The sequence below is a fragment of the Pseudomonas sp. EB271-G4-1 genome (genome assembly GCF_058791355.1).
Map to the genome: position 1 here is coordinate 111,193 of NZ_JBYTEO010000006.1, position 17,320 is coordinate 128,512.

At 59.3% G+C, this 17,320-nt stretch carries 14 protein-coding genes; 2 read left to right on the forward strand and 12 right to left on the reverse strand.

Features of this window, described 5'->3' with window-relative positions; all coding sequences use genetic code 11:
* Window positions 1-29: 29 nt before the first annotated feature.
* From AC3WWR_RS05110 to AC3WWR_RS05125, 4 genes are read right to left on the reverse strand one after another with little or no spacing between them, the layout of a single operon-like run.
* The gene (locus AC3WWR_RS05110) at window positions 30-1,187 is read right to left on the reverse strand and encodes an osmoprotectant ABC transporter ATP-binding protein OsmV (protein ID WP_020796557.1); all 1,158 of its coding nucleotides are present in this window, start codon (window positions 1,185-1,187) and stop codon (window positions 30-32) included.
* Window positions 1,184-1,837, reverse strand: coding sequence for an ABC transporter permease (locus AC3WWR_RS05115; protein WP_020796558.1), 654 nt, complete (start codon window positions 1,835-1,837; stop codon window positions 1,184-1,186). Before AC3WWR_RS05115 ends, AC3WWR_RS05110 begins: the two co-directional genes overlap by 4 nt.
* Window positions 1,838-1,849: 12 nt before the next feature.
* Window positions 1,850-2,743 carry a glycine betaine ABC transporter substrate-binding protein gene (locus AC3WWR_RS05120; protein ID WP_020796559.1) on the reverse strand — a complete coding sequence of 298 codons (894 nt, stop codon included), beginning with the start codon at window positions 2,741-2,743 and terminating at the stop codon, window positions 1,850-1,852.
* Window positions 2,744-2,763: 20 nt separating this feature from the next.
* Window positions 2,764-3,480 carry an ABC transporter permease gene (locus tag AC3WWR_RS05125; protein WP_033040109.1) on the reverse strand — a complete coding sequence of 239 codons (717 nt, stop codon included), beginning with the start codon at window positions 3,478-3,480 and terminating at the stop codon, window positions 2,764-2,766.
* Between the two features lie 439 nt (window positions 3,481-3,919).
* Here AC3WWR_RS05125 and AC3WWR_RS05130 point away from each other — a divergent pair, with 439 nt between their 5' ends.
* Window positions 3,920-5,503 carry a peptide chain release factor 3 gene (locus AC3WWR_RS05130; protein ID WP_033040112.1) on the forward strand — a complete coding sequence of 528 codons (1,584 nt, stop codon included), beginning with the start codon at window positions 3,920-3,922 and terminating at the stop codon, window positions 5,501-5,503.
* Between the two features lie 271 nt (window positions 5,504-5,774).
* A complete protein-coding gene (locus tag AC3WWR_RS05135) occupies window positions 5,775-6,029 on the forward strand; it encodes a hypothetical protein (protein ID WP_033040114.1) in 255 nt (84 codons plus the stop codon).
* Between the two features lie 174 nt (window positions 6,030-6,203).
* Here the strand turns inward: AC3WWR_RS05135 and AC3WWR_RS05140 are convergent, their stop codons facing one another.
* From AC3WWR_RS05140 to AC3WWR_RS05175, 8 genes are all read right to left on the reverse strand, one after another.
* Window positions 6,204-7,184, reverse strand: coding sequence for a peptide ABC transporter ATP-binding protein (locus AC3WWR_RS05140; protein ID WP_020796603.1), 981 nt, complete (start codon window positions 7,182-7,184; stop codon window positions 6,204-6,206).
* The gene (locus AC3WWR_RS05145; protein ID WP_020796604.1) at window positions 7,184-8,152 is read right to left on the reverse strand and encodes an ABC transporter ATP-binding protein; all 969 of its coding nucleotides are present in this window, start codon (window positions 8,150-8,152) and stop codon (window positions 7,184-7,186) included. The genes AC3WWR_RS05140 and AC3WWR_RS05145 overlap by 1 nt, the downstream gene beginning before the upstream one ends.
* Window positions 8,153-8,162: 10 nt before the next feature.
* The gene (locus AC3WWR_RS05150; protein WP_020796605.1) at window positions 8,163-9,089 is read right to left on the reverse strand and encodes an ABC transporter permease subunit; all 927 of its coding nucleotides are present in this window, start codon (window positions 9,087-9,089) and stop codon (window positions 8,163-8,165) included.
* Between the two features lie 11 nt (window positions 9,090-9,100).
* Window positions 9,101-10,111 (reverse strand): ABC transporter permease subunit, encoded by a 1,011-nt coding sequence (locus tag AC3WWR_RS05155; protein ID WP_020796606.1) that lies wholly within the window; start codon window positions 10,109-10,111, stop codon window positions 9,101-9,103.
* A 72-nt stretch (window positions 10,112-10,183) separates the two neighbouring features.
* Window positions 10,184-11,779 (reverse strand): ABC transporter substrate-binding protein, encoded by a 1,596-nt coding sequence (locus AC3WWR_RS05160; RefSeq protein WP_083348220.1) that lies wholly within the window; start codon window positions 11,777-11,779, stop codon window positions 10,184-10,186.
* 77 nt (window positions 11,780-11,856) lie between these two features.
* Complete coding sequence (locus AC3WWR_RS05165) at window positions 11,857-13,290, reverse strand: OprD family porin (RefSeq protein ID WP_020796609.1); 1,434 nt, start codon at window positions 13,288-13,290, stop codon at window positions 11,857-11,859.
* A 174-nt stretch (window positions 13,291-13,464) separates the two neighbouring features.
* The gene (locus AC3WWR_RS05170; protein WP_020796610.1) at window positions 13,465-15,066 is read right to left on the reverse strand and encodes an ABC transporter substrate-binding protein; all 1,602 of its coding nucleotides are present in this window, start codon (window positions 15,064-15,066) and stop codon (window positions 13,465-13,467) included.
* A 305-nt stretch (window positions 15,067-15,371) separates the two neighbouring features.
* A complete protein-coding gene (locus tag AC3WWR_RS05175) occupies window positions 15,372-16,997 on the reverse strand; it encodes an ABC transporter substrate-binding protein (protein ID WP_492598539.1) in 1,626 nt (541 codons plus the stop codon).
* Window positions 16,998-17,320: the final 323 nt, after the last annotated feature.

Sequence of the window (17,320 nt, forward strand, 5' to 3'; positions counted from 1 at the left end):
GGTTGAACGCGGTCGGTTGAAGCAGGCTATCAGGCCGACACAGTTTCGGCCGGCGAAACGATTTGGGTCTTGCCGCCACGTGACTTGCCGGAGCTCAGATACTCGGCAATCGATTCTTGCGTCACCTCGCCCAGAAACACTCGTTCGGCATCCATCACCGGTAGCCACGCTCGATTGAACTCATACATGCGCGACAGCAGGATACGCAAATGCTCGTCGTAGGCCGCCGTAGCGTTGAACTCGCGCAAGTACTGCGCGCAGGCACCGGTCTGACGGTGCAGGTCGCGGCGTCGTACATAACCCAGCGCCTTGTTCTCACCGTCGGTGACCACGACATAACGCCGGTCATGCTCGTCCATCAGTTCCAGCGCCTCGGCCACCAAGGTCTCCGGGCTGACGGACGGGGCGTTATCCGCCGCGTCTTCAGCCTTGACCAGCAACAGGCGCTTGAGAGTGCTGTCCTGGCCGACGAAGTTGCTGACAAAGTCGTCAGCCGGGTGGGCCAGCAGGGTATCCGGGTGGTCGATCTGCAGCAGTTTGCCAGCGCGGAAAATCGCGATCTTGTCGCCGAGCTTGATGGCTTCGTCGATGTCGTGGCTGACCATGATCACGGTTTTGTTCAGCGCCCGCTGCATCTCGAAGAATTCGTTCTGGATCATTTCGCGGTTGATCGGGTCGACTGCGCCGAACGGTTCGTCCATCAGCAACAGCGGTGCATCAGCGGCCAGCGCGCGAATCACGCCGATCCTCTGTTGCTGGCCACCGGACAATTCCCGAGGGTAGCGATGCAGGTATTGCTTGGGTTCGAGCTTGATCATGCTCATCAACTCGCGGGCGCGGTCGTGGCATTTCTGTTTGTCCCAGCCGAGCAGTTTCGGCACCACCACGATGTTCTCCTCGATGGTCATGTTCGGGAACAGACCGATCTGCTGGATCACATAGCCGATGTTACGGCGCAGGGTCACTGCATCGAGACCGGTGGTGTCTTCGCCATTGATCAGGATCTTGCCCGAGGTCGGTGTGATCAGGCGGTTGATCATCTTCAGCGTGGTGCTTTTGCCGCAGCCCGAAGGCCCGAGGAACACGCAAATCTCGCCTTCATTGACGGTCAGGCTCACCGAGTCCACGGCTTTCACGTCTTTGCCGTTGCTTTGGAAGGTCTTGCTGAGGTTTTGAAGTTCGATCATTTGAGCAGTCCTTTAGGAGTCAGCGAGCGTTGCAGCCATTGCAGGAGCAGGTCGGCGAAGATGGCCAGCAGGCTGACCAGCACGGCGCCGACAATCAGCATCGACATGTCGCTGCGGCTGATGGAAGCGAGGATGAGCACGCCGAGGCCACCGGCGCCGATGGTCGCGGCAATGGTCATCACGCCGATGTTCATGACCACGGCGGTGCGCACGCCGGCAAGGATTACCGGCACGGCAATCGGCAGTTCGACCATGCGCAGGCGCTGGCCAAAGGTCATGCCGATACCGCGCGCGGCTTCGCGGATGCCCGGTTCGACGTTGGTCAGGGCCAGGTAGGTGTTGCGCATGATGGGCAGCAGCGAATACAGGAACACCGCGGTGATGGCCGGCATCGGGCCCAGGCCCTGGCCGAATTTCGAGTAGAACGGCAGCAGCAGGCCGAACAGGGCAATCGATGGTACGGTCAGCAGCACGGTGGCGCTGGCCTGCAGCGGCCCGGCGAGCGTCGGAAAGCGCGTCATCAGGACGCCCAGCGGCACGCCGACCACGATCGCCAAGGTCACGGCGATGCCGACCAGGGTGATGTGTTGCCCGGTCAGGTGCAGTACCTGTGCCCAGTCGAGGTGGGAAAAGGCGTTGATAAATTCCATGGCTTTTCCTCCTTATTTGATTGGATGCTGGCGCAGGAAATCTGCGGCAACGGACGAAGGGCTTTCGTGATCGACATCGACCCGCGCGTTGAGCTGGCGCATGGTTTCGTCATCGAACAGTTCGGCCAGCGGCTTGATCTCTTGCGCCAGTTGCGGATGGGCATCGAGGTAATCCTGACGCACCACTGGCGCAGCGGTGTAGTCCGGGAAGTAGTGCTTGTCGTCTTCAAGCAACTTGAGCTTGAAGGCGTTCAGGCGACCGTCGGTGGTGTAGACCAGGCCTGCGAACACCTGGCCATTGCGCAGGGCGGTGTAGACCAGCCCGGCATCCATCTGGCGGATGTTTTTGCGGGTCAGGTTCATGCCGTAGAGGTCGACCATGCCGTCCAGACCGTCGGAACGGTTGGCGAACTCGGTGTCCAGCGCGACAAGGTGATTGGTTTTCGCCTCAGCCTGCATCACGGTGTTCAGTTCGCTGATGGAGTTGATCTGCGGGTAGGCCTTTGCGGTTTTTTCCGGCAGCGCCAATGCGTATGTGTTGCTGAACTTCGACGGAGTGAGCCAAATCAGGCCTTTTTTCGCGTCGAGTTCTTTCACCTTGGTGTAGGACTGTGCGCTGTCGAGTTTTTCGGTGACATGGTTGTAGGCCACCAGCGACACGCCGGTGTATTCCCACATCAGATCCAGTTGGCCACTTTCCTGGGCGCTGCGGGCCAGGTTACTGCCCAATCCACCGGTCACCCGGGTGTCATAACCCTTGGCGCGCAGGTATTGAGAGGTGATTTCCGCGAGCAGGGTTTGCTCGGTGAATACCCGGGCGCCGATGCGGATAACGGGTTTATCCGCGGCTTGGGCAAATCCTGCGAACAGCAGCATGCAGCCTAGTAAAAAGCTTGATGTTTTCATGATGATTCCTTTGCCGGGGCTTAAGACGGGCGCAAACCGCGTTCGAGCCAGAGACGGCTGGCGAGTGTCACCAGGCCGTCGAGCAGCAACGCCAGCAGGGCGGTGCAGGCCGCACCCAGCAGCAGTTGCGGCTGGTTGTTCAGGGCGATGCCTGGGAAGATCAGGCTGCCCAGGCTGTTGGCACCGATCAGGAACGCCAGCGGCGCCGTCCCGACGTTGATCGCCAAGGCGACGCGCACGCCGCCGATGATGATCGGCACGGCATTGGGCAGTTCGACCCGCCACAGCACCTGAGACGGGGTCATGCCGATGCCGACGGCCGCTTCCTTGAGCGAACCCTGAACATTTTTCAGGCCTTCGTAGGTGTTGCGCACGATCGGCAACAATGAAGCGAGGAACAGGGCGAATATCGCGGGGCCGCTGCCGATGCCAAGGACGCCCAGGGCAATGGCCAGTACGGCGAGAGGTGGCACGGTGTTGCCGATGTTGAAGACCTGCATGAAGCGTTCGGCGCGTCCAACCATGGTCGGGCGGCTGAGGAAGATGCCGGCAGGAATGCCCACAATGAGGGCGGCCAGCATGGAAGCGAGGACGAGAATCAGATGAGCTTGCAGGTAAAACAACAAATCGTCGCGGTAGTGTTCGATCGTGTTGATGCCGATCCAGTGGACCAGCAGGGCCAGAAGGGCGATTACCAGCGCGCCTCCTATCAGCCCTTTGCCATAGCGAATAGCCACAGGCGGACTCCTTTTTTTCAGTCGGCGAACACTTTCTCGTGTGGCAACGCCATTCCTGGCTGCCGAAAAAATGATCGCGAGAAGCAGCTCATGCCGGGCGCGGTCCCCTGTAGGAGCGAGCATGCTCGCGAAAAACCTTCAGACAACGCGCACATTCAAGTACCCAGCGTTGTCGTTAACGTCCATCGCGAGCTTGCTCGCTCCTACAGGGGGAGGCGTACGGCTATTGAGCCATGAGCACAGCCTCGTCAGGCCGCTTTGCAGGTATTTCAAGCCCCCGACGAGTGGTCGTTACGGGGGAGTGGACGTCTCCGTGTATTAAAAGGTTCCCATCTGAAGAATCATTTGGCCACCCCTAATGTGCTCAACGGTTCGGTTATTGAATCAAGTTGGGCTATAATCTGCGCCCTTTTTTGAATCACCTGCCAGGCGATTTCCCATGACCAAACAGGCCGCCGAAGTCGCGAAACGCCGCACTTTCGCCATTATTTCCCACCCCGATGCCGGTAAGACCACCATCACTGAGAAGCTCTTGCTGATGGGCAAGGCGATTGCGGTAGCCGGTACGGTGAAATCTCGTAAGTCCGACCGCCATGCCACCTCCGACTGGATGGAAATGGAAAAGCAACGTGGTATTTCCATTACCACGTCGGTCATGCAGTTCCCGTATCGCGAGCACATGATCAACCTGCTCGACACCCCGGGCCACGAAGACTTCTCCGAAGACACCTACCGCACCCTGACGGCAGTGGACTCGGCCTTGATGGTCCTCGACGGCGGCAAGGGCGTTGAGCCACGGACCATCGCCCTGATGGACGTCTGCCGTCTGCGTGACACGCCGATCGTCAGCTTCATCAACAAACTCGACCGTGACATTCGCGACCCGATTGAACTGCTCGACGAAATCGAAGCGGTCCTCAAGATCAAGGCTGCGCCGATCACCTGGCCGATCGGCTGCTACCGTGACTTCAAGGGCGTGTACCACCTCGCCGACGACTACATCATTGTCTACACCGCCGGTCACGGTCACGAACGCACCGAAACCAAGATCATCGAGAAGCTCGATTCAGATGAAGCCCGCGCCCACTTGGGTGACGAGTACGAGCGCTTCATCGAGCAACTGGAACTGGTGCAGGGCGCCTGCCACGAGTTCAACCAGCAGGAATTCCTCGACGGTCAACTGACCCCGGTGTTCTTCGGTACTGCATTGGGTAACTTCGGTGTCGATCACGTTCTCGACGCCGTCGTTGATTGGGCGCCGCGCCCGCTGGCACGAGTGGCCAACGAGCGTACCGTGGAGCCGGTGGAAGAGAAGTTCTCGGGCTTCATCTTCAAGATCCAGGCGAACATGGACCCGAAACACCGCGACCGTATCGCCTTCATGCGTATCTGCTCCGGCAAGTACGAAAAAGGCATGAAGATGCGCCACGTGCGCACCGGCAAGGACGTGCGGATCGGCGATGCGCTGACGTTCTTCTCCTCCGAGCGTGAGCAACTGGAAGAAGCGTTTGCCGGCGACATCATCGGTTTGCACAACCACGGCACCATCCAGATCGGCGACACCTTCACCGAAGGCGAAGTCCTGGGCTTTACCGGCATCCCGCACTTCGCCCCGGAACTGTTCCGCCGCGTACGCCTCAAGGACCCGCTGAAATCCAAGCAACTGCGCCAGGGCCTGCAACAATTGGCCGAAGAAGGTGCGACCCAGGTTTTCTTCCCGGAGCGCAGCAACGACATCATCCTCGGCGCCGTCGGTGTGCTGCAGTTCGACGTGGTCGCCAGCCGCTTGAAGGAGGAATACAAGGTCGAGTGCTCCTACGAGCCGATCACCGTGTACTCCGCGCGCTGGATCGAATGCAGCGACAAGAAGAAGCTTGAGGAATTCTCCAACAAGGCCGTGGAAAACCTGGCACTGGACGGCGGTGGTCACCTGACCTACCTCGCGCCGACCCGGGTCAACCTGGCACTGATGGAAGAACGCTGGCCGGACGTGAAATTCCGTGCAACGCGTGAGCACCACTAAGCGTTGACTTGAAACACCGAAAACCCCGTTGCGAAAGCTGCGGGGTTTTTTGTTGGGGGCCCGATCGTTCCCACGCTCTGCGTGAGAGCTGCCGAAGGCTGCGATCGTTTGATCTTTTCGGCATAACGCTTATTGCCAACCATTCTCCCTGTCCACGGCATTTCCGCCCAGCCGTTAGCGTCCTATCTGGAGAACCCGGCTGATCGGAACTAGATTTCACAGAGCGCCAGCCAGGCACAGAAATTTCACCTGCAAAAGGATGGATTCGACTATGAACAGGTTGCTACGCATTGTGTTGCTGTTGAAGGTTTTGCTGATGCTGGCACTCGGCAGCTCTGCGGTCTGGGCCGAATGCGAGGATCACGAAACCCAGGCGTCGAGCGGGCAGGGAACCCATGGTGATCTGATGATCGCCAAGTCCGAATCGGAACCGGGCGATAAGGGGCAGGGTGGTGCCGACAACGATGATGACTCGACCACCGATGAGCCGGACTCCGATGATGAAGAAGGTGACAGCCAGACGTAAATCGCAGACAAAAGAAAACCCCGTCTCTCCCGATTAATGCGCAATCGAAATAGAAGGGGTTGGATGAACGAGCAAAATCCCTGTGGGAGCGGGCTTGCTCGCGAAGGCAGCGTGTCAGTCGCTATCGTTGTCGACTGATAGACCGCTTTCGCGAGCAAGCCCGCTCCCACATTTTTATGCCGCGCCGTGCACGAACTGCTCGGCATAGTGGCAAGCCACCTGACGATTATCGAGAGGGCGCAGGGCTGGCTCTTCGGTTTTGCAACGCTCAGTCGCATACGGGCAGCGCTTGTGGAAGGCGCAGCCGGGCGGCGGGTTCAACGGGTTGGGCAACTCGCCGACAATCTTGATCTTCGGCTTGCTGGGGTCTGGGTGAATGGTTGGGGTGGCCGACAGCAAGGCCTGGGTGTACGGGTGCAGGGGACGCGCGTAGATGTCGTTTTTCGGACCGATTTCTACCGGGCGACCGAGATACATCACCATCACGTCATCGGCGACGTGTTGCACCACCGCCAGGTTGTGGGAGATGAACACGTAGGCAGTGTTGAACTCTTGCTGCAAATCCATGAACAGGTTCAGCACCTGCGCCTGGATCGACACGTCCAGCGCCGAGGTCGGTTCGTCCGCCACCAGCACTTTCGGTTGCAGCATCATGGCGCGAGCCAGGGCGATCCGCTGGCGCTGACCGCCGGAGAACATGTGCGGATAACGCTGGTAATGCTCAGGGCGCAACCCCACCTGTTTCATCATCGCCTGGACCTTGTCGCGACGCTCGGTGGCCGACAGGTTGGTGTTGATCAGCAAAGGCTCGGCCAGTTGATCACCGATTTTCTGCCGAGGGTTCAGCGACGCGTAGGGGCTCTGGAACACCATCTGCACGTCTTTGCGCAGTTGCTTGCGCTGGGCCTTGTCGGCGCCGGCGACTTCCTGGCCGGCGATTTTCAGGGACCCGGAGGACGGTTCCTCGATCAGGGTCAGGGCCCGGGCCAGGGTGGATTTGCCGCAGCCCGACTCACCCACGACGGCGAGGGTCTTGCCGGCTTCCAGCTCGAACGACACACCGTTGAGGGCGCGTACGGTGGCGTGACCCTTGAACAGGCCACGGGACACTTCGTAGTGACGGGTCAGGTCGCGGGCGGTAAGAACGACGGCCATTACGCCACCTCCTGGTTCAGCGGGTAGAAGCAGCGGGCGAGGCTGTTGCTTTTCGGGTCAAGGGCTGGACGCTGCACGCGGCAGTTGTCCTGCACGTACGGGCAGCGCGGCGAGAGCAGGCAGCCTTGCGGACGGTCGTAGCGACCCGGGACGATGCCCGGCAGGGTCGACAGGCGCGAGGCGCCCAGACTGTGTTCTGGGATCGCCTTGAGCAGCGCTTCGCTGTACGGGTGGGCCGGGATGTCGAACAGTTGCGGCACCTGGCCGACTTCGACCGCTTGGCCGGCGTACATCACGCACACGCGCTGGGCGGTTTCAGCCACGACCGCGAGGTCGTGGGTGATCAGCACCAGGCCCATGTTCTGCTCTTTCTGCAACGCCAGCAGCAGGTCCATGATCTGCGCCTGGATTGTCACGTCCAGTGCGGTGGTCGGTTCGTCGGCGATCAGCAGTTTCGGTTCGCCGGCAATCGCCATGGCGATCGCAACGCGCTGGCTCATGCCACCCGACAGTTGATGCGGGTAGGCGTCCATACGGCTGGCGGCGCCCGGGATTTCGACTTTTTCCAGCAGTTCGATGGCGCGTTTGCGCGCTTGCTTGCCGGACATTTTCAGGTGCAGGCGCAGCACTTCTTCGATCTGGAAACCGACGGTGTAGCTCGGGTTCAGCGCGGTCATCGGGTCCTGGAAGACCATCGACAGGTCTTTACCGACGATTTGACGACGCTGGCGATTGTTGAGCTTGAGCATGTCCTTGCCGTCAAAGCTCAGCGAGTCGGCGGTGACGATACCTGGATGCTCGATCAGGCCCATCAGCGCCATCATGGTCACGGACTTGCCCGAACCCGACTCGCCAACAATGGCCAGCACTTCGCCCTTGTCGACTTTCAAGTCGAGGCCATCGACCACGGGCGTAGCGTTCTTGTCGCCGAAGCGAACGTTGAGATTCTTGATTTCTAGCAGTGACATTGGAATCTCCTCAGGCGGCGTTCTTGAGTTTCGGGTCCAGCGCATCGCGCAGGCCGTCACCCATCAAGTTGATTGCCAGCACGCTGAGCAAAATGGTCAAGCCAGGCAGGCTGACGACCCACCAGGCGCGTTCGATGTAGTCGCGGGCCGAGGCCAGCATGGTGCCCCACTCAGGGGTTGGCGGTTGTACGCCAAGGCCGAGGAAGCCCAGGGCGGCGGCATCGAGAATCGCAGACGAAAAACTCAAGGTCGCCTGAACGATCAGCGGCGCCATGCAGTTGGGCAGCACGGTGACGAACATCAGACGCGGCAGGCCGGCACCGGCCAGGCGCGCGGCGGTCACGTAGTCGCGGTTCAACTCGCCCATGACCGCGGCGCGGGTCAGGCGAACATAGGACGGCAGGGACACCACGGCGATGGCGATCACGGTGTTGATCAGGCCAGGGCCGAGGATGGCGACGATCGCCACGGCCAGCAGCAGGGACGGCAGGGCCAGCATGATGTCCATCAGGCGCATGATGGTCGGGCCGACCGCTTTGGGGAAAAAGCCGGCAAACAGGCCCAGCAGGATCCCCGGGATCAGCGACATCACCACTGACGACAAACCGATCAGCAGCGACAGGCGCGAACCCTGGATCAGGCGCGACAGCAGGTCGCGGCCCAGTTCATCGGTACCCAGCAAGAACTGGATCTGCCCACCTTCCAGCCAGGCTGGCGGGGTGAGCAGGAAGTCGCGGTACTGCTCGCTCGGGTCATGGGGTGCAACCCACGGGGCGAAGATGGCGCAGAAAATCACCAGCAGCATGAACATCAGGCCGGCGACGGCACCTTTGTTCTTGGAAAACGCTTGCCAGAATTCTTTGTACGGCGACGGATACAGCAGGCTTTGATCCACGGCGGACGTGGTGGTGGCTACTGAGGATGTTGGAGTGCTCATGGGGTTTGACCTCAGCGCTGATGACGGATGCGTGGGTTGGCAAAGCCGTAGAGGATGTCCACTACGAAGTTGACCAGAATCACCAGGCAGGCGATTAACAGGATGCCGTTTTGCACGACCGGGTAGTCCCGGGCGCCAATGGCTTCGATCAGCCATTTGCCGATGCCCGGCCAGGAGAAGATGGTCTCGGTCAGGACCGCGCCCGCCAGCAGGGTGCCGACTTGCAGGCCGACTACGGTCAGCACCGGAATCAACGCATTACGCAGACCGTGCACGAACACCACGCGCGACGGCGACAGGCCCTTGGCCTTGGCGGTACGGATGTAGTCTTCACGCAGCACTTCGAGCATCGACGAACGGGTCATCCGCGCGATAACAGCCAGCGGGATGGTGCCGAGCACGATGGCCGGCAGGATCAGGTGGTGCAGGGCATCGAAGAACGCGCCGACGTCATCGGCCAGCAGCGTGTCGATCAGCATGAAGCCGGTTCGCGGCTCGATGTCATAGAGCAGGTCGATCCGCCCGGACACCGGGGTCCAGCCCAGGGAGACCGAGAAGAACATGATCAGGATCAGGCCCCACCAGAAGATCGGCATCGAGTATCCCGCCAGGGAGACACCCATCACCCCATGGTCGAACAGGGACCCTCGCTTGAGTGCCGCGATCACCCCGGCCAGCAGGCCCAGGATACCGGCGAACAACAGGGCGGCCATGGACAGTTCCAAGGTCGCGGGGAATAGGGAGGTGAACTCGTTCCAGACGCTTTCACGGGTACGCAGGGATTCCCCGAGATCGCCGTGGGCCAGTTTGCCGATGTAATCCAGGTACTGGGCATACAGGGGTTTGTTCAGACCTAGGCGTTCCATTGCCTGAGCGTGCATTTCCGGGTCGACTCTGCGTTCGCCCATCATGACTTCCACAGGGTCGCCAGGGATCATGCGAATCAACGCGAAAGTCAGCAGGGTGATGCCGAAGAACGTGGGGATCAGTAACCCCAGTCGGCGGGCAATAAAACTAAACATCGTAAGGTGTACCTCATCAGCCGGTTAGGCGTGCCCGGCATGCCTGGGTCTGGAATGCCGGGAGTTTCTTATCTACTTCACCTGGGTGGTGGCGAAGTTATTCGTGGTGAGGGGGCTAATGTGGTAGCCCTCTACGTTGTTGCGCATTGCGGTAAACATTCTAGTGTGCGCCAGGCTGATCCATGGCTGGTCCTGGTTAAAGATAACCTGAGCCTGTTCGTACAGTGCTGCACGTTCGGCCGGGTCGGTTTTTTCACGGGCCTGGTCGATCAGGGCCTGGAATTTTTCATTGCACCAGCGTGCGTAGTTTTCGCCGTTCTTTGCCGCCTCGCAACTGAGCATAGGCGTCAGGAAGTTATCCGGGTCGCCGTTATCGCCCGCCCATCCGGCGGAAACCATATCGTGCTCGCCGTTTTTCGCGCGCTTGAGCATTTCGCCCCACTCCATGACGCGGATGTCGATCTTGATCCCGATCTTGGCCAGGTCAGCCTGCATCATCTGCGCGCCGAGCATGGGGTTGGGGTTGGTCGCACCGCCGCCGTTGCGGGTGAACAGCGTGAACACGGTGCCTTCCGGCACGCCGGCTTCCTTGAGCAGGGCGCGGGCCTTGTCCAGGTCACGGACAGGGTTCTTCATGTCGTGGTTGTAGCCCAGCAGGGTGTCCGGAAACGGGTTGACTGCCGCGGTCGCATTGCCTTTGCCAAACAGCGCGTTGACGGCCGCTTCCTTGTCGAAGGCGATGTCGATGGCTTTACGTACGCGCACGTCACTCAGGTATTTGTGCTGGGTGTTGATGGCGATGTACGCGACGGTCATCGCATTCAGTTCATCAACCTTCAGCTTGGCGTCTTTCTTGATGCTCGGAATGTCATCCGGCTTTGGATACAGCGCAACCTGGCATTCGTTGGCCTTGAGCTTTTGCAGGCGCACGTTGTTGTCGGTGGCGATGGCGAAGATCAACGAGTCGGCCGGCGCCTTGCCACGGAAGTAGTCCGGGTTGGCCTTGAAGCGAACCTGGGCGTCCTTGTTGTAGCGCTGGAAGACGAACGGGCCGGTGCCGATCGGCTTGTTGTTCAGTTCACCGGTCTTGCCGGCCTTGAGCAGTTGGTCGGCATACTCGGCGGAGTAGATCGAGGAGAACGCCATGGCAATGTCGGCCAGGAACGGTGCTTCGCGGCGGGTCAGGGTGAATTTGACCGTGTTGTCGTCGACCTTCTCGACGTTTTTCAGCAGTTCCTTGAAGCCCATGCTTTCAAAGTACGGGAAGCCTACGCTCGACAGTTTGTGCCACGGGTGGTTCGGGTCCAGCTGACGCTGGAAGCTCCAGACCACGTCGTCGGCATTCATGTCGCGGGTGGGCTTGAAGTATTCGGTGGTGTGAAACTTGACGCCTTGGCGCAGGTGGAAGGTGTAGGTCAGGCCGTCTTCGCTGATGTCCCAGGATTCGGCCAGTGCCGGAATCACATCAGTGGTGCCAGGCTTGAAGTCCGCCAGGCGATTGAAGATGGTCTCGGCCACCGCATCGGCTGTGACTGCAGTCGTGTACTGGACCATGTCGAAGCCTTCGGGGCTGTTTTCGGTACAAACCACCAGGGGTTTGGCCGATACGCCAACAGCGACACTCAGTAACGCGGCCGCGATGGCCGCTCGTAGGGGAAGCATTTTCATCAAGAACCCTCTGCAATCGGTTGGTTTGGAAAACCTGGCGGCCGACTGGTCACGAGCCGGCCGTCGGGTTGGCGTATTTACAGAATGTTGAACGGAACCGTGGTCACCAGACGGAACTCGTTGATGCTGCCATCAGCCTGGTTTTCACTGGCGCGGTGCGCGGTGTAGGTACCACGAATAGTGGTGGCCTTGAACGGGCCGCTCTGTACAGCGTAGGTGGCACCGATGCCGTATTCGTAATGGTGTTCGCCGTCTTGCGACTGGATGCCGTCGTAGCCTTTGTCGGCCACACCTTTGTTGCCGGTGTAGTGGGTGCCGTCGATGCCCCAGCCGCGCGCCTGGTAGATGTTGAACTTCAGGCCTGGTACGCCGTATTCGGCCATGTTCAAGCCGTAGGCAACCTGGAACGACTTCTCGTTCGGACCGTTGAAGTCCGACAGCAGGGAGTTGGCCAGGTAGATGCCGTTCGTTTCGTGCAGGTAGTCGAAGTACTCGTTACCGTTCACTTCCTGGTACGAGAAGGTCAGGCTGTGAGCCTGGTGGGTCAGGCCGAACGACAGGGAATAGGTGTCGTTGTCGATGTCGCCGATCAGCGCCTTACCTTCTTCCTGGGTCTTGTAGTAGTTCAGGCCGGTGGTCAGGCTCAGTACCTGGCTGTCGCCCAGTACGTGGGTGGCGCCGAAATAGTACTGGTTCCAGATGTCTTCGGCCTGGGTGGCCCAGAGGCTGGTGGTCAGGCTGGCGAACGGGGTGTAGGTGATACCGCCGGTGTAGACGTGGTCGGTTTCAACGATGCCATTGGCGTATTCGGTGCGGAATTTGCGCTGGCTTTGTTCGGTACGCGGTGAATTGCGATCGAAGGTGGCCAGGTCGAACGCCAGGTTGTTCAGCTCTTCGCTGTGGATCGCCACACCCTGGAAGCTCGAAGGCAGCGCACGGTTGCCGATGACGTCGACCATCGGGCTGCTGAAGTTCTGACGACCGGCGGTCAGGGTGGTGTTGGAAATACGTGCCTTGACGTTCGCCAGGCCCAACTTGCTCCACTGGCCAACGGCGTCGCCGCCTTCTTCGGTCAGGGTACGGTTGTTGCCTGCGCCTGGGCGAGTGCCCGGTGCGCCGCCGTTGTTGGACGCCAGGTCCTTGCGGTCCTGGTCCAGGGCGATGGCGTTGTAGGCCGCCACTTCAGTGCTGACGCCAACGGTGCCTTCGGTGAAGCCCGAGTTGTACTTGAGGATCGTGCCCTGGACCCAGTTGATACGGCGGTCAGTTGGCGTTGAAACACCATTTTTCTTGTAAGCGAAATTGGCGCCCCGCTTCAGTTGTTCGTTGGCGTACCAGTTGCGAGTGGTGCCGGTGATCGACTGGCCTTCGAGAAAGCCGGTGGCTTCGCTCTGGGCACTTTTCTCATTCACGGTCACCGGGGTGTACGCCTGGCTCTGGGTTTCAGCGTATGCCGTGGCGGTAATGCTGCTGATGGCCAGGGCCAGTAGCGCGGTGCTGCTCAGTTTCATGGGTGAAGCTCCTTGGTTTCTATTATTAATGCCGGCCTTTTTTGGTGGTTCGGCTATTTGCTTTTGAACTCATTGACGCGTTGCAAACGTTTGCCTGGTGCCAAATTGGCGAATTACGGCAATACGCTTGCGGGAGGGCGCAATGCGCCCCCAAGCGTTTTCAGCTACACGGTTTTATTTTTCGATGCTGACACCCGAGAAAACGTTGCGACCGAAAGGGCTGACCTTGAACCCTTCGATTTTGGCGCTCAACGGCTGATTGACCGTCGAGTGTGCGACCGGCGTGATCGGTACCTGCTGCTTGAGGTACTGCTGCGCCTGTTTGTAGAGCAGGGTGCGTTGGTCGCGGTCAGTCACGACCTTGGCCTGCTTGATCAGCTTGTCGTAAGCCGGATCACACCACATGGAGTAGTTGTTGCCGCCGATGGCATCGCAGCTGTACAGCGTGCCGAGCCAATTGTCCGGGTCACCGTTGTCACCGGTCCAGCCGATCAGGCTGATGTCGTGCTCGCCATTCTTGGTGCGCTTGATGTACTCGCCCCATTCGTAGCTGACGATCTTGACCTTGAGGCCGATCTTCGCCCAGTCAGCCTGGAGCATTTCGGCCATCAGCTTGGCGTTGGGGTTGTAGGGGCGCTGTACGGGCATGGCCCACAGGGTGATTTCGGTACCTTCCTTCACGCCGGCAGCCTTGAGCAGTTCCTTGGCTTTTTCCGGGTTATAGGCAGCGTCCTTGATTGTCTCATCGTAGGACCATTGGGTCGGCGGCATGGCGTTGACCGCCAGTTGCCCTGCACCTTGGTAAACGGCATTGAGAATGCCTTGCTTGTTCACCGCCATGTCCAGCGCCTGGCGCACTTCGAGCTGGTCGAATGGCTTGTGACGGACGTTGTAGGCGATGTAGCCGAGGTTGAAACCGGGCTTTTCGATCAATTGCAGCTTGGGGTCGTTTTTCAGCGCGGTGACGTCGGCAGGGCGTGGGTGCAGGGTAATCTGGCACTCATTGGCCTTGAGTTTCTGCACGCGCACCGAAGCGTCGGTGTTGATGGCGAAAATCAGGTTATCGAGCTTGACCCGGCTCGGGTCCCAGTAATGCTTGTTACCGGTGTAGCGGATGTTCGAGTCTTTCTGGTAACTCTTGAACACGAACGGCCCGGTGCCGATCGGCTTCTGGTTGATGTCGCTCGGCTTGCCTTCGGCGAGCAGCTTGTCGGCGTACTCGGCGGAGAGGATCGCGGCGAAGCTCATGGCGATGTTCTGGATGAACGCGGCGTCCACGCTGTTGAGCGTCATGACCACGGTCAGCGGCCCGGTCTTTTCGACCTTGGCGATGTTTTTGTTCAGGCTCATCCCGTTGAAATAGGGGAATTCGGTCGGGTAAGCCTTACGGAAAGGTTGCTGCGGGTCGAGCATGCGATTGAACGTGAACAGCACGTCATCGGCGTTGAAGTCGCGGGTCGGTGTGAAGTACTTGGTTGTATGAAACTTCACCTCTGGGCGCAGGTGAAAGGTGTACGTGAGACCGTCTTCGGAAATATCCCAACTGGTGGCCAGGCCGGGTACGACGTTGGTTGAGCCTTTTTCAAACTCTGCCAGGCGGTTGTACAGCGGTTCGGCGGCGTCGTTGTCGGTCGCGGTGGTGTACTGCGCAGTGTCGAAACCGGCGGGACTGCCTTCGGAACAGAACACCAGGCTGTTGGAGGCAGCCTGACTCATGGACGTGGCGGCCAACAGGCCAGTGCCCAGCAATGCGGATAAAACCAAGGTATGACGCATGACGCTCTCTCTCTTGTTCAGTGTTGTGTCAATGAGCCTTCGTCCCGTGCGCAGACGGGGAGGGTCACTGGTTCCAGTCATGGCGTGCAGCAAGAAAACCGAGGGCCCACGCATTCGCTGGTCAGATCCCGACGGTAGGCACCGTGGGTCCGGCAGTAAATACGAAAAGTCCGAAAGACTTGTGGGAAAAGACGACGCGTCCTAGCACCCGCCTGTAGTCAGTGGGCGATTTGGATGTAGGTAATTTCCTGCTTTCTCGGTCGGCAAAGTAACGGCGACGTCATGGACGTCGCCGTTACCAAACCTTATTTGCTGACGCTGACGCCGTAGAAGGAGTTCAAGCCAAACGGGCTGATCTTGAAGTCCTGCACATTGGCGCGCATGGGTTGGAACACCGTCGAGTGAGCGATAGGTGTCATCGGCGTCTGGTCTTTAAGGATGTGTTGCGCCTGCTTGTACAGTTCGGTGCGCTTGCCTTGATCCGAAGTGCGCTTGGCTTGCTTGACGATGTCGTCAAACGGCTTGTAGCACCATTTCGAGAAGTTGTTGCCTTCCAGCGAGTCGCAACCGAACAGCACGTTCAGCCAGTTGTCCGGATCACCATTGTCACCGCTCCAGCCAATCAGCATCGCCTGGTTCTCGCCGCCTTTGGAGCGCTTGATGTACTCTCCCCATTCGTAGCTCTGGATCTTGACCTTGAGGCCGATCTTCGCCCAGTCGGACTGCAGCATTTCTGCCATCAGCTTGGCGTTCGGGTTATACGGACGCTGTACCGGCATGGCCCAGAGAACGATTTCGGTGCCGTCCTTGACGCCGGCTTCCTTGAGCAGCTCTTTGGCTTTCTCAGGATTGTACGGCGCATCCTTGATGGTGGTGTCGTAGGACCACTGGGTCGGAGGCATGGCGTTGACGGCCAGTTGGCCAGCGCCCTGGTACACCGAGTCGATGATCTGTTGCTTGTTGACTGCCATGTCCAGTGCCTGGCGCACTTTCAATTGGGCCAACGGGTTTGGCTCATTGCTGCCCTTGACCTTGTCCATCACGTTGTAGGCGATGTAGCCCAGGTTGAAACCAGCCTGGTCAGGCAGCTTCAGGGTCTTGTCTTCGCGCAGCGCTTTCAGGTCGGCTGGACGAGGGAACAGGGTGACCTGGCATTCGTTTTTCTTCAGTTTCTGGATACGTACCGACGGGTCGGTGGTGATGGCGAAGATCAGGTTGTCGATCTTGACGTCGTCCGGCTTCCAGTAGTCCTTGTTCCCGGTGTAGCGGATGTTGGAATCTTTCTGGTAGCTCTTGAACACGAACGGACCAGTGCCGACCGGCTTCTGGTTGATGTCGGCGGCCTTGCCTTCTTTCAGTAGCTGGGCGGCGTATTCGGCGGACTGGATCGAGGCGAAGCTCATGGCCATGTTCTGGATGAACGCGGCATCGACGTCCTTGAGGGTGAACTTGACGGTCTTGTCGTCGACTTTATCGATCTTGGTGATGTTGGTGTCCATCCCCATGTCGGTGAAGTACGGGAATTCGGTGGGGTACGCTTTGCGGAACGGGTCATCCTTGCTAATCATGCGATTAAAGGTGAACAGCACGTCGTCGGCGTTGAATTCGCGGGTCGGCTTGAAATACGGGGTGGTGTGGAACTTGACACCGTCACGCAGGTGGAAGGTATACGTCAGGCCGTCATCGGAGACGTCCCAGCTGGTCGCCAGGCCAGGAATTACGGCGGTGCCGCCGCGCTCGAACTGGGTCAGGCGGTTGAAGATGGTTTCGGCAGAGGCGTCGAAGTCGGTTCCGGTGGTGTATTGACCTGGATCGAAACCGGCCGGGCTCCCTTCGGAGCAGAACACCAGGTTAGTCGCAGCTTGAGCGAACGGCGCACTAGCCAAAAGGCTGGCGCCGACTAAAAACGGAATGACCGCGTGTTTAAGCATGGTGGCCTCATGATTTGTTGTCATTTTTGATTTTGAGGACGACCTCGTGAGTCGTGCCTGCGGATACTTATGCAGGGGCCATACCCAATGCAAGATCCAGAGCGACTACAAGCCTTAAACAGTGGCACGAACGTACCTTAATGTCGCAATTGTATAAAACTCGACGCATTTGATCGTTTGCGCGGCCTTTTTGTAGTGCAACTGGCGCACTTTTTTGGTGCGTTGAAGCCTTGGGGTGCCCGTGGGTGGGGCAAGGTGTTACCTATTTATACCCCGTCCTTGAGGGGTGTGTGGCGGTTAATCGAAGTGGTTATCGTTGCACG

Bases quoted from the DNA above. Each gene is read 5' to 3' on its own strand.
- AC3WWR_RS05155 (WP_020796606.1), bottom strand. From the start codon at position 10,111: ATGTTTAGTTTTATTGCCCGCCGACTGGGGTTACTGATCCCCACGTTC.
- AC3WWR_RS05130 (WP_033040112.1), top strand. From the start codon at position 3,920: ATGACCAAACAGGCCGCCGAAGTCGCGAAACGCCGCACTTTCGCCATT.
- AC3WWR_RS05145 (WP_020796604.1), bottom strand. From the start codon at position 8,152: ATGTCACTGCTAGAAATCAAGAATCTCAACGTTCGCTTCGGCGACAAG.
- AC3WWR_RS05115 (WP_020796558.1), bottom strand. From the start codon at position 1,837: ATGGAATTTATCAACGCCTTTTCCCACCTCGACTGGGCACAGGTACTG.
- AC3WWR_RS05175 (WP_492598539.1), bottom strand. From the start codon at position 16,997: ATGCTTAAACACGCGGTCATTCCGTTTTTAGTCGGCGCCAGCCTTTTG.
- AC3WWR_RS05160 (WP_083348220.1), bottom strand. From the start codon at position 11,779: ATGAAAATGCTTCCCCTACGAGCGGCCATCGCGGCCGCGTTACTGAGT.
- AC3WWR_RS05140 (WP_020796603.1), bottom strand. From the start codon at position 7,184: ATGGCCGTCGTTCTTACCGCCCGCGACCTGACCCGTCACTACGAAGTG.
- AC3WWR_RS05150 (WP_020796605.1), bottom strand. From the start codon at position 9,089: ATGAGCACTCCAACATCCTCAGTAGCCACCACCACGTCCGCCGTGGAT.
- AC3WWR_RS05170 (WP_020796610.1), bottom strand. From the start codon at position 15,066: ATGCGTCATACCTTGGTTTTATCCGCATTGCTGGGCACTGGCCTGTTG.
- AC3WWR_RS05135 (WP_033040114.1), top strand. From the start codon at position 5,775: ATGAACAGGTTGCTACGCATTGTGTTGCTGTTGAAGGTTTTGCTGATG.
- AC3WWR_RS05110 (WP_020796557.1), bottom strand. From the start codon at position 1,187: ATGATCGAACTTCAAAACCTCAGCAAGACCTTCCAAAGCAACGGCAAA.
- AC3WWR_RS05165 (WP_020796609.1), bottom strand. From the start codon at position 13,290: ATGAAACTGAGCAGCACCGCGCTACTGGCCCTGGCCATCAGCAGCATT.
- AC3WWR_RS05120 (WP_020796559.1), bottom strand. From the start codon at position 2,743: ATGAAAACATCAAGCTTTTTACTAGGCTGCATGCTGCTGTTCGCAGGA.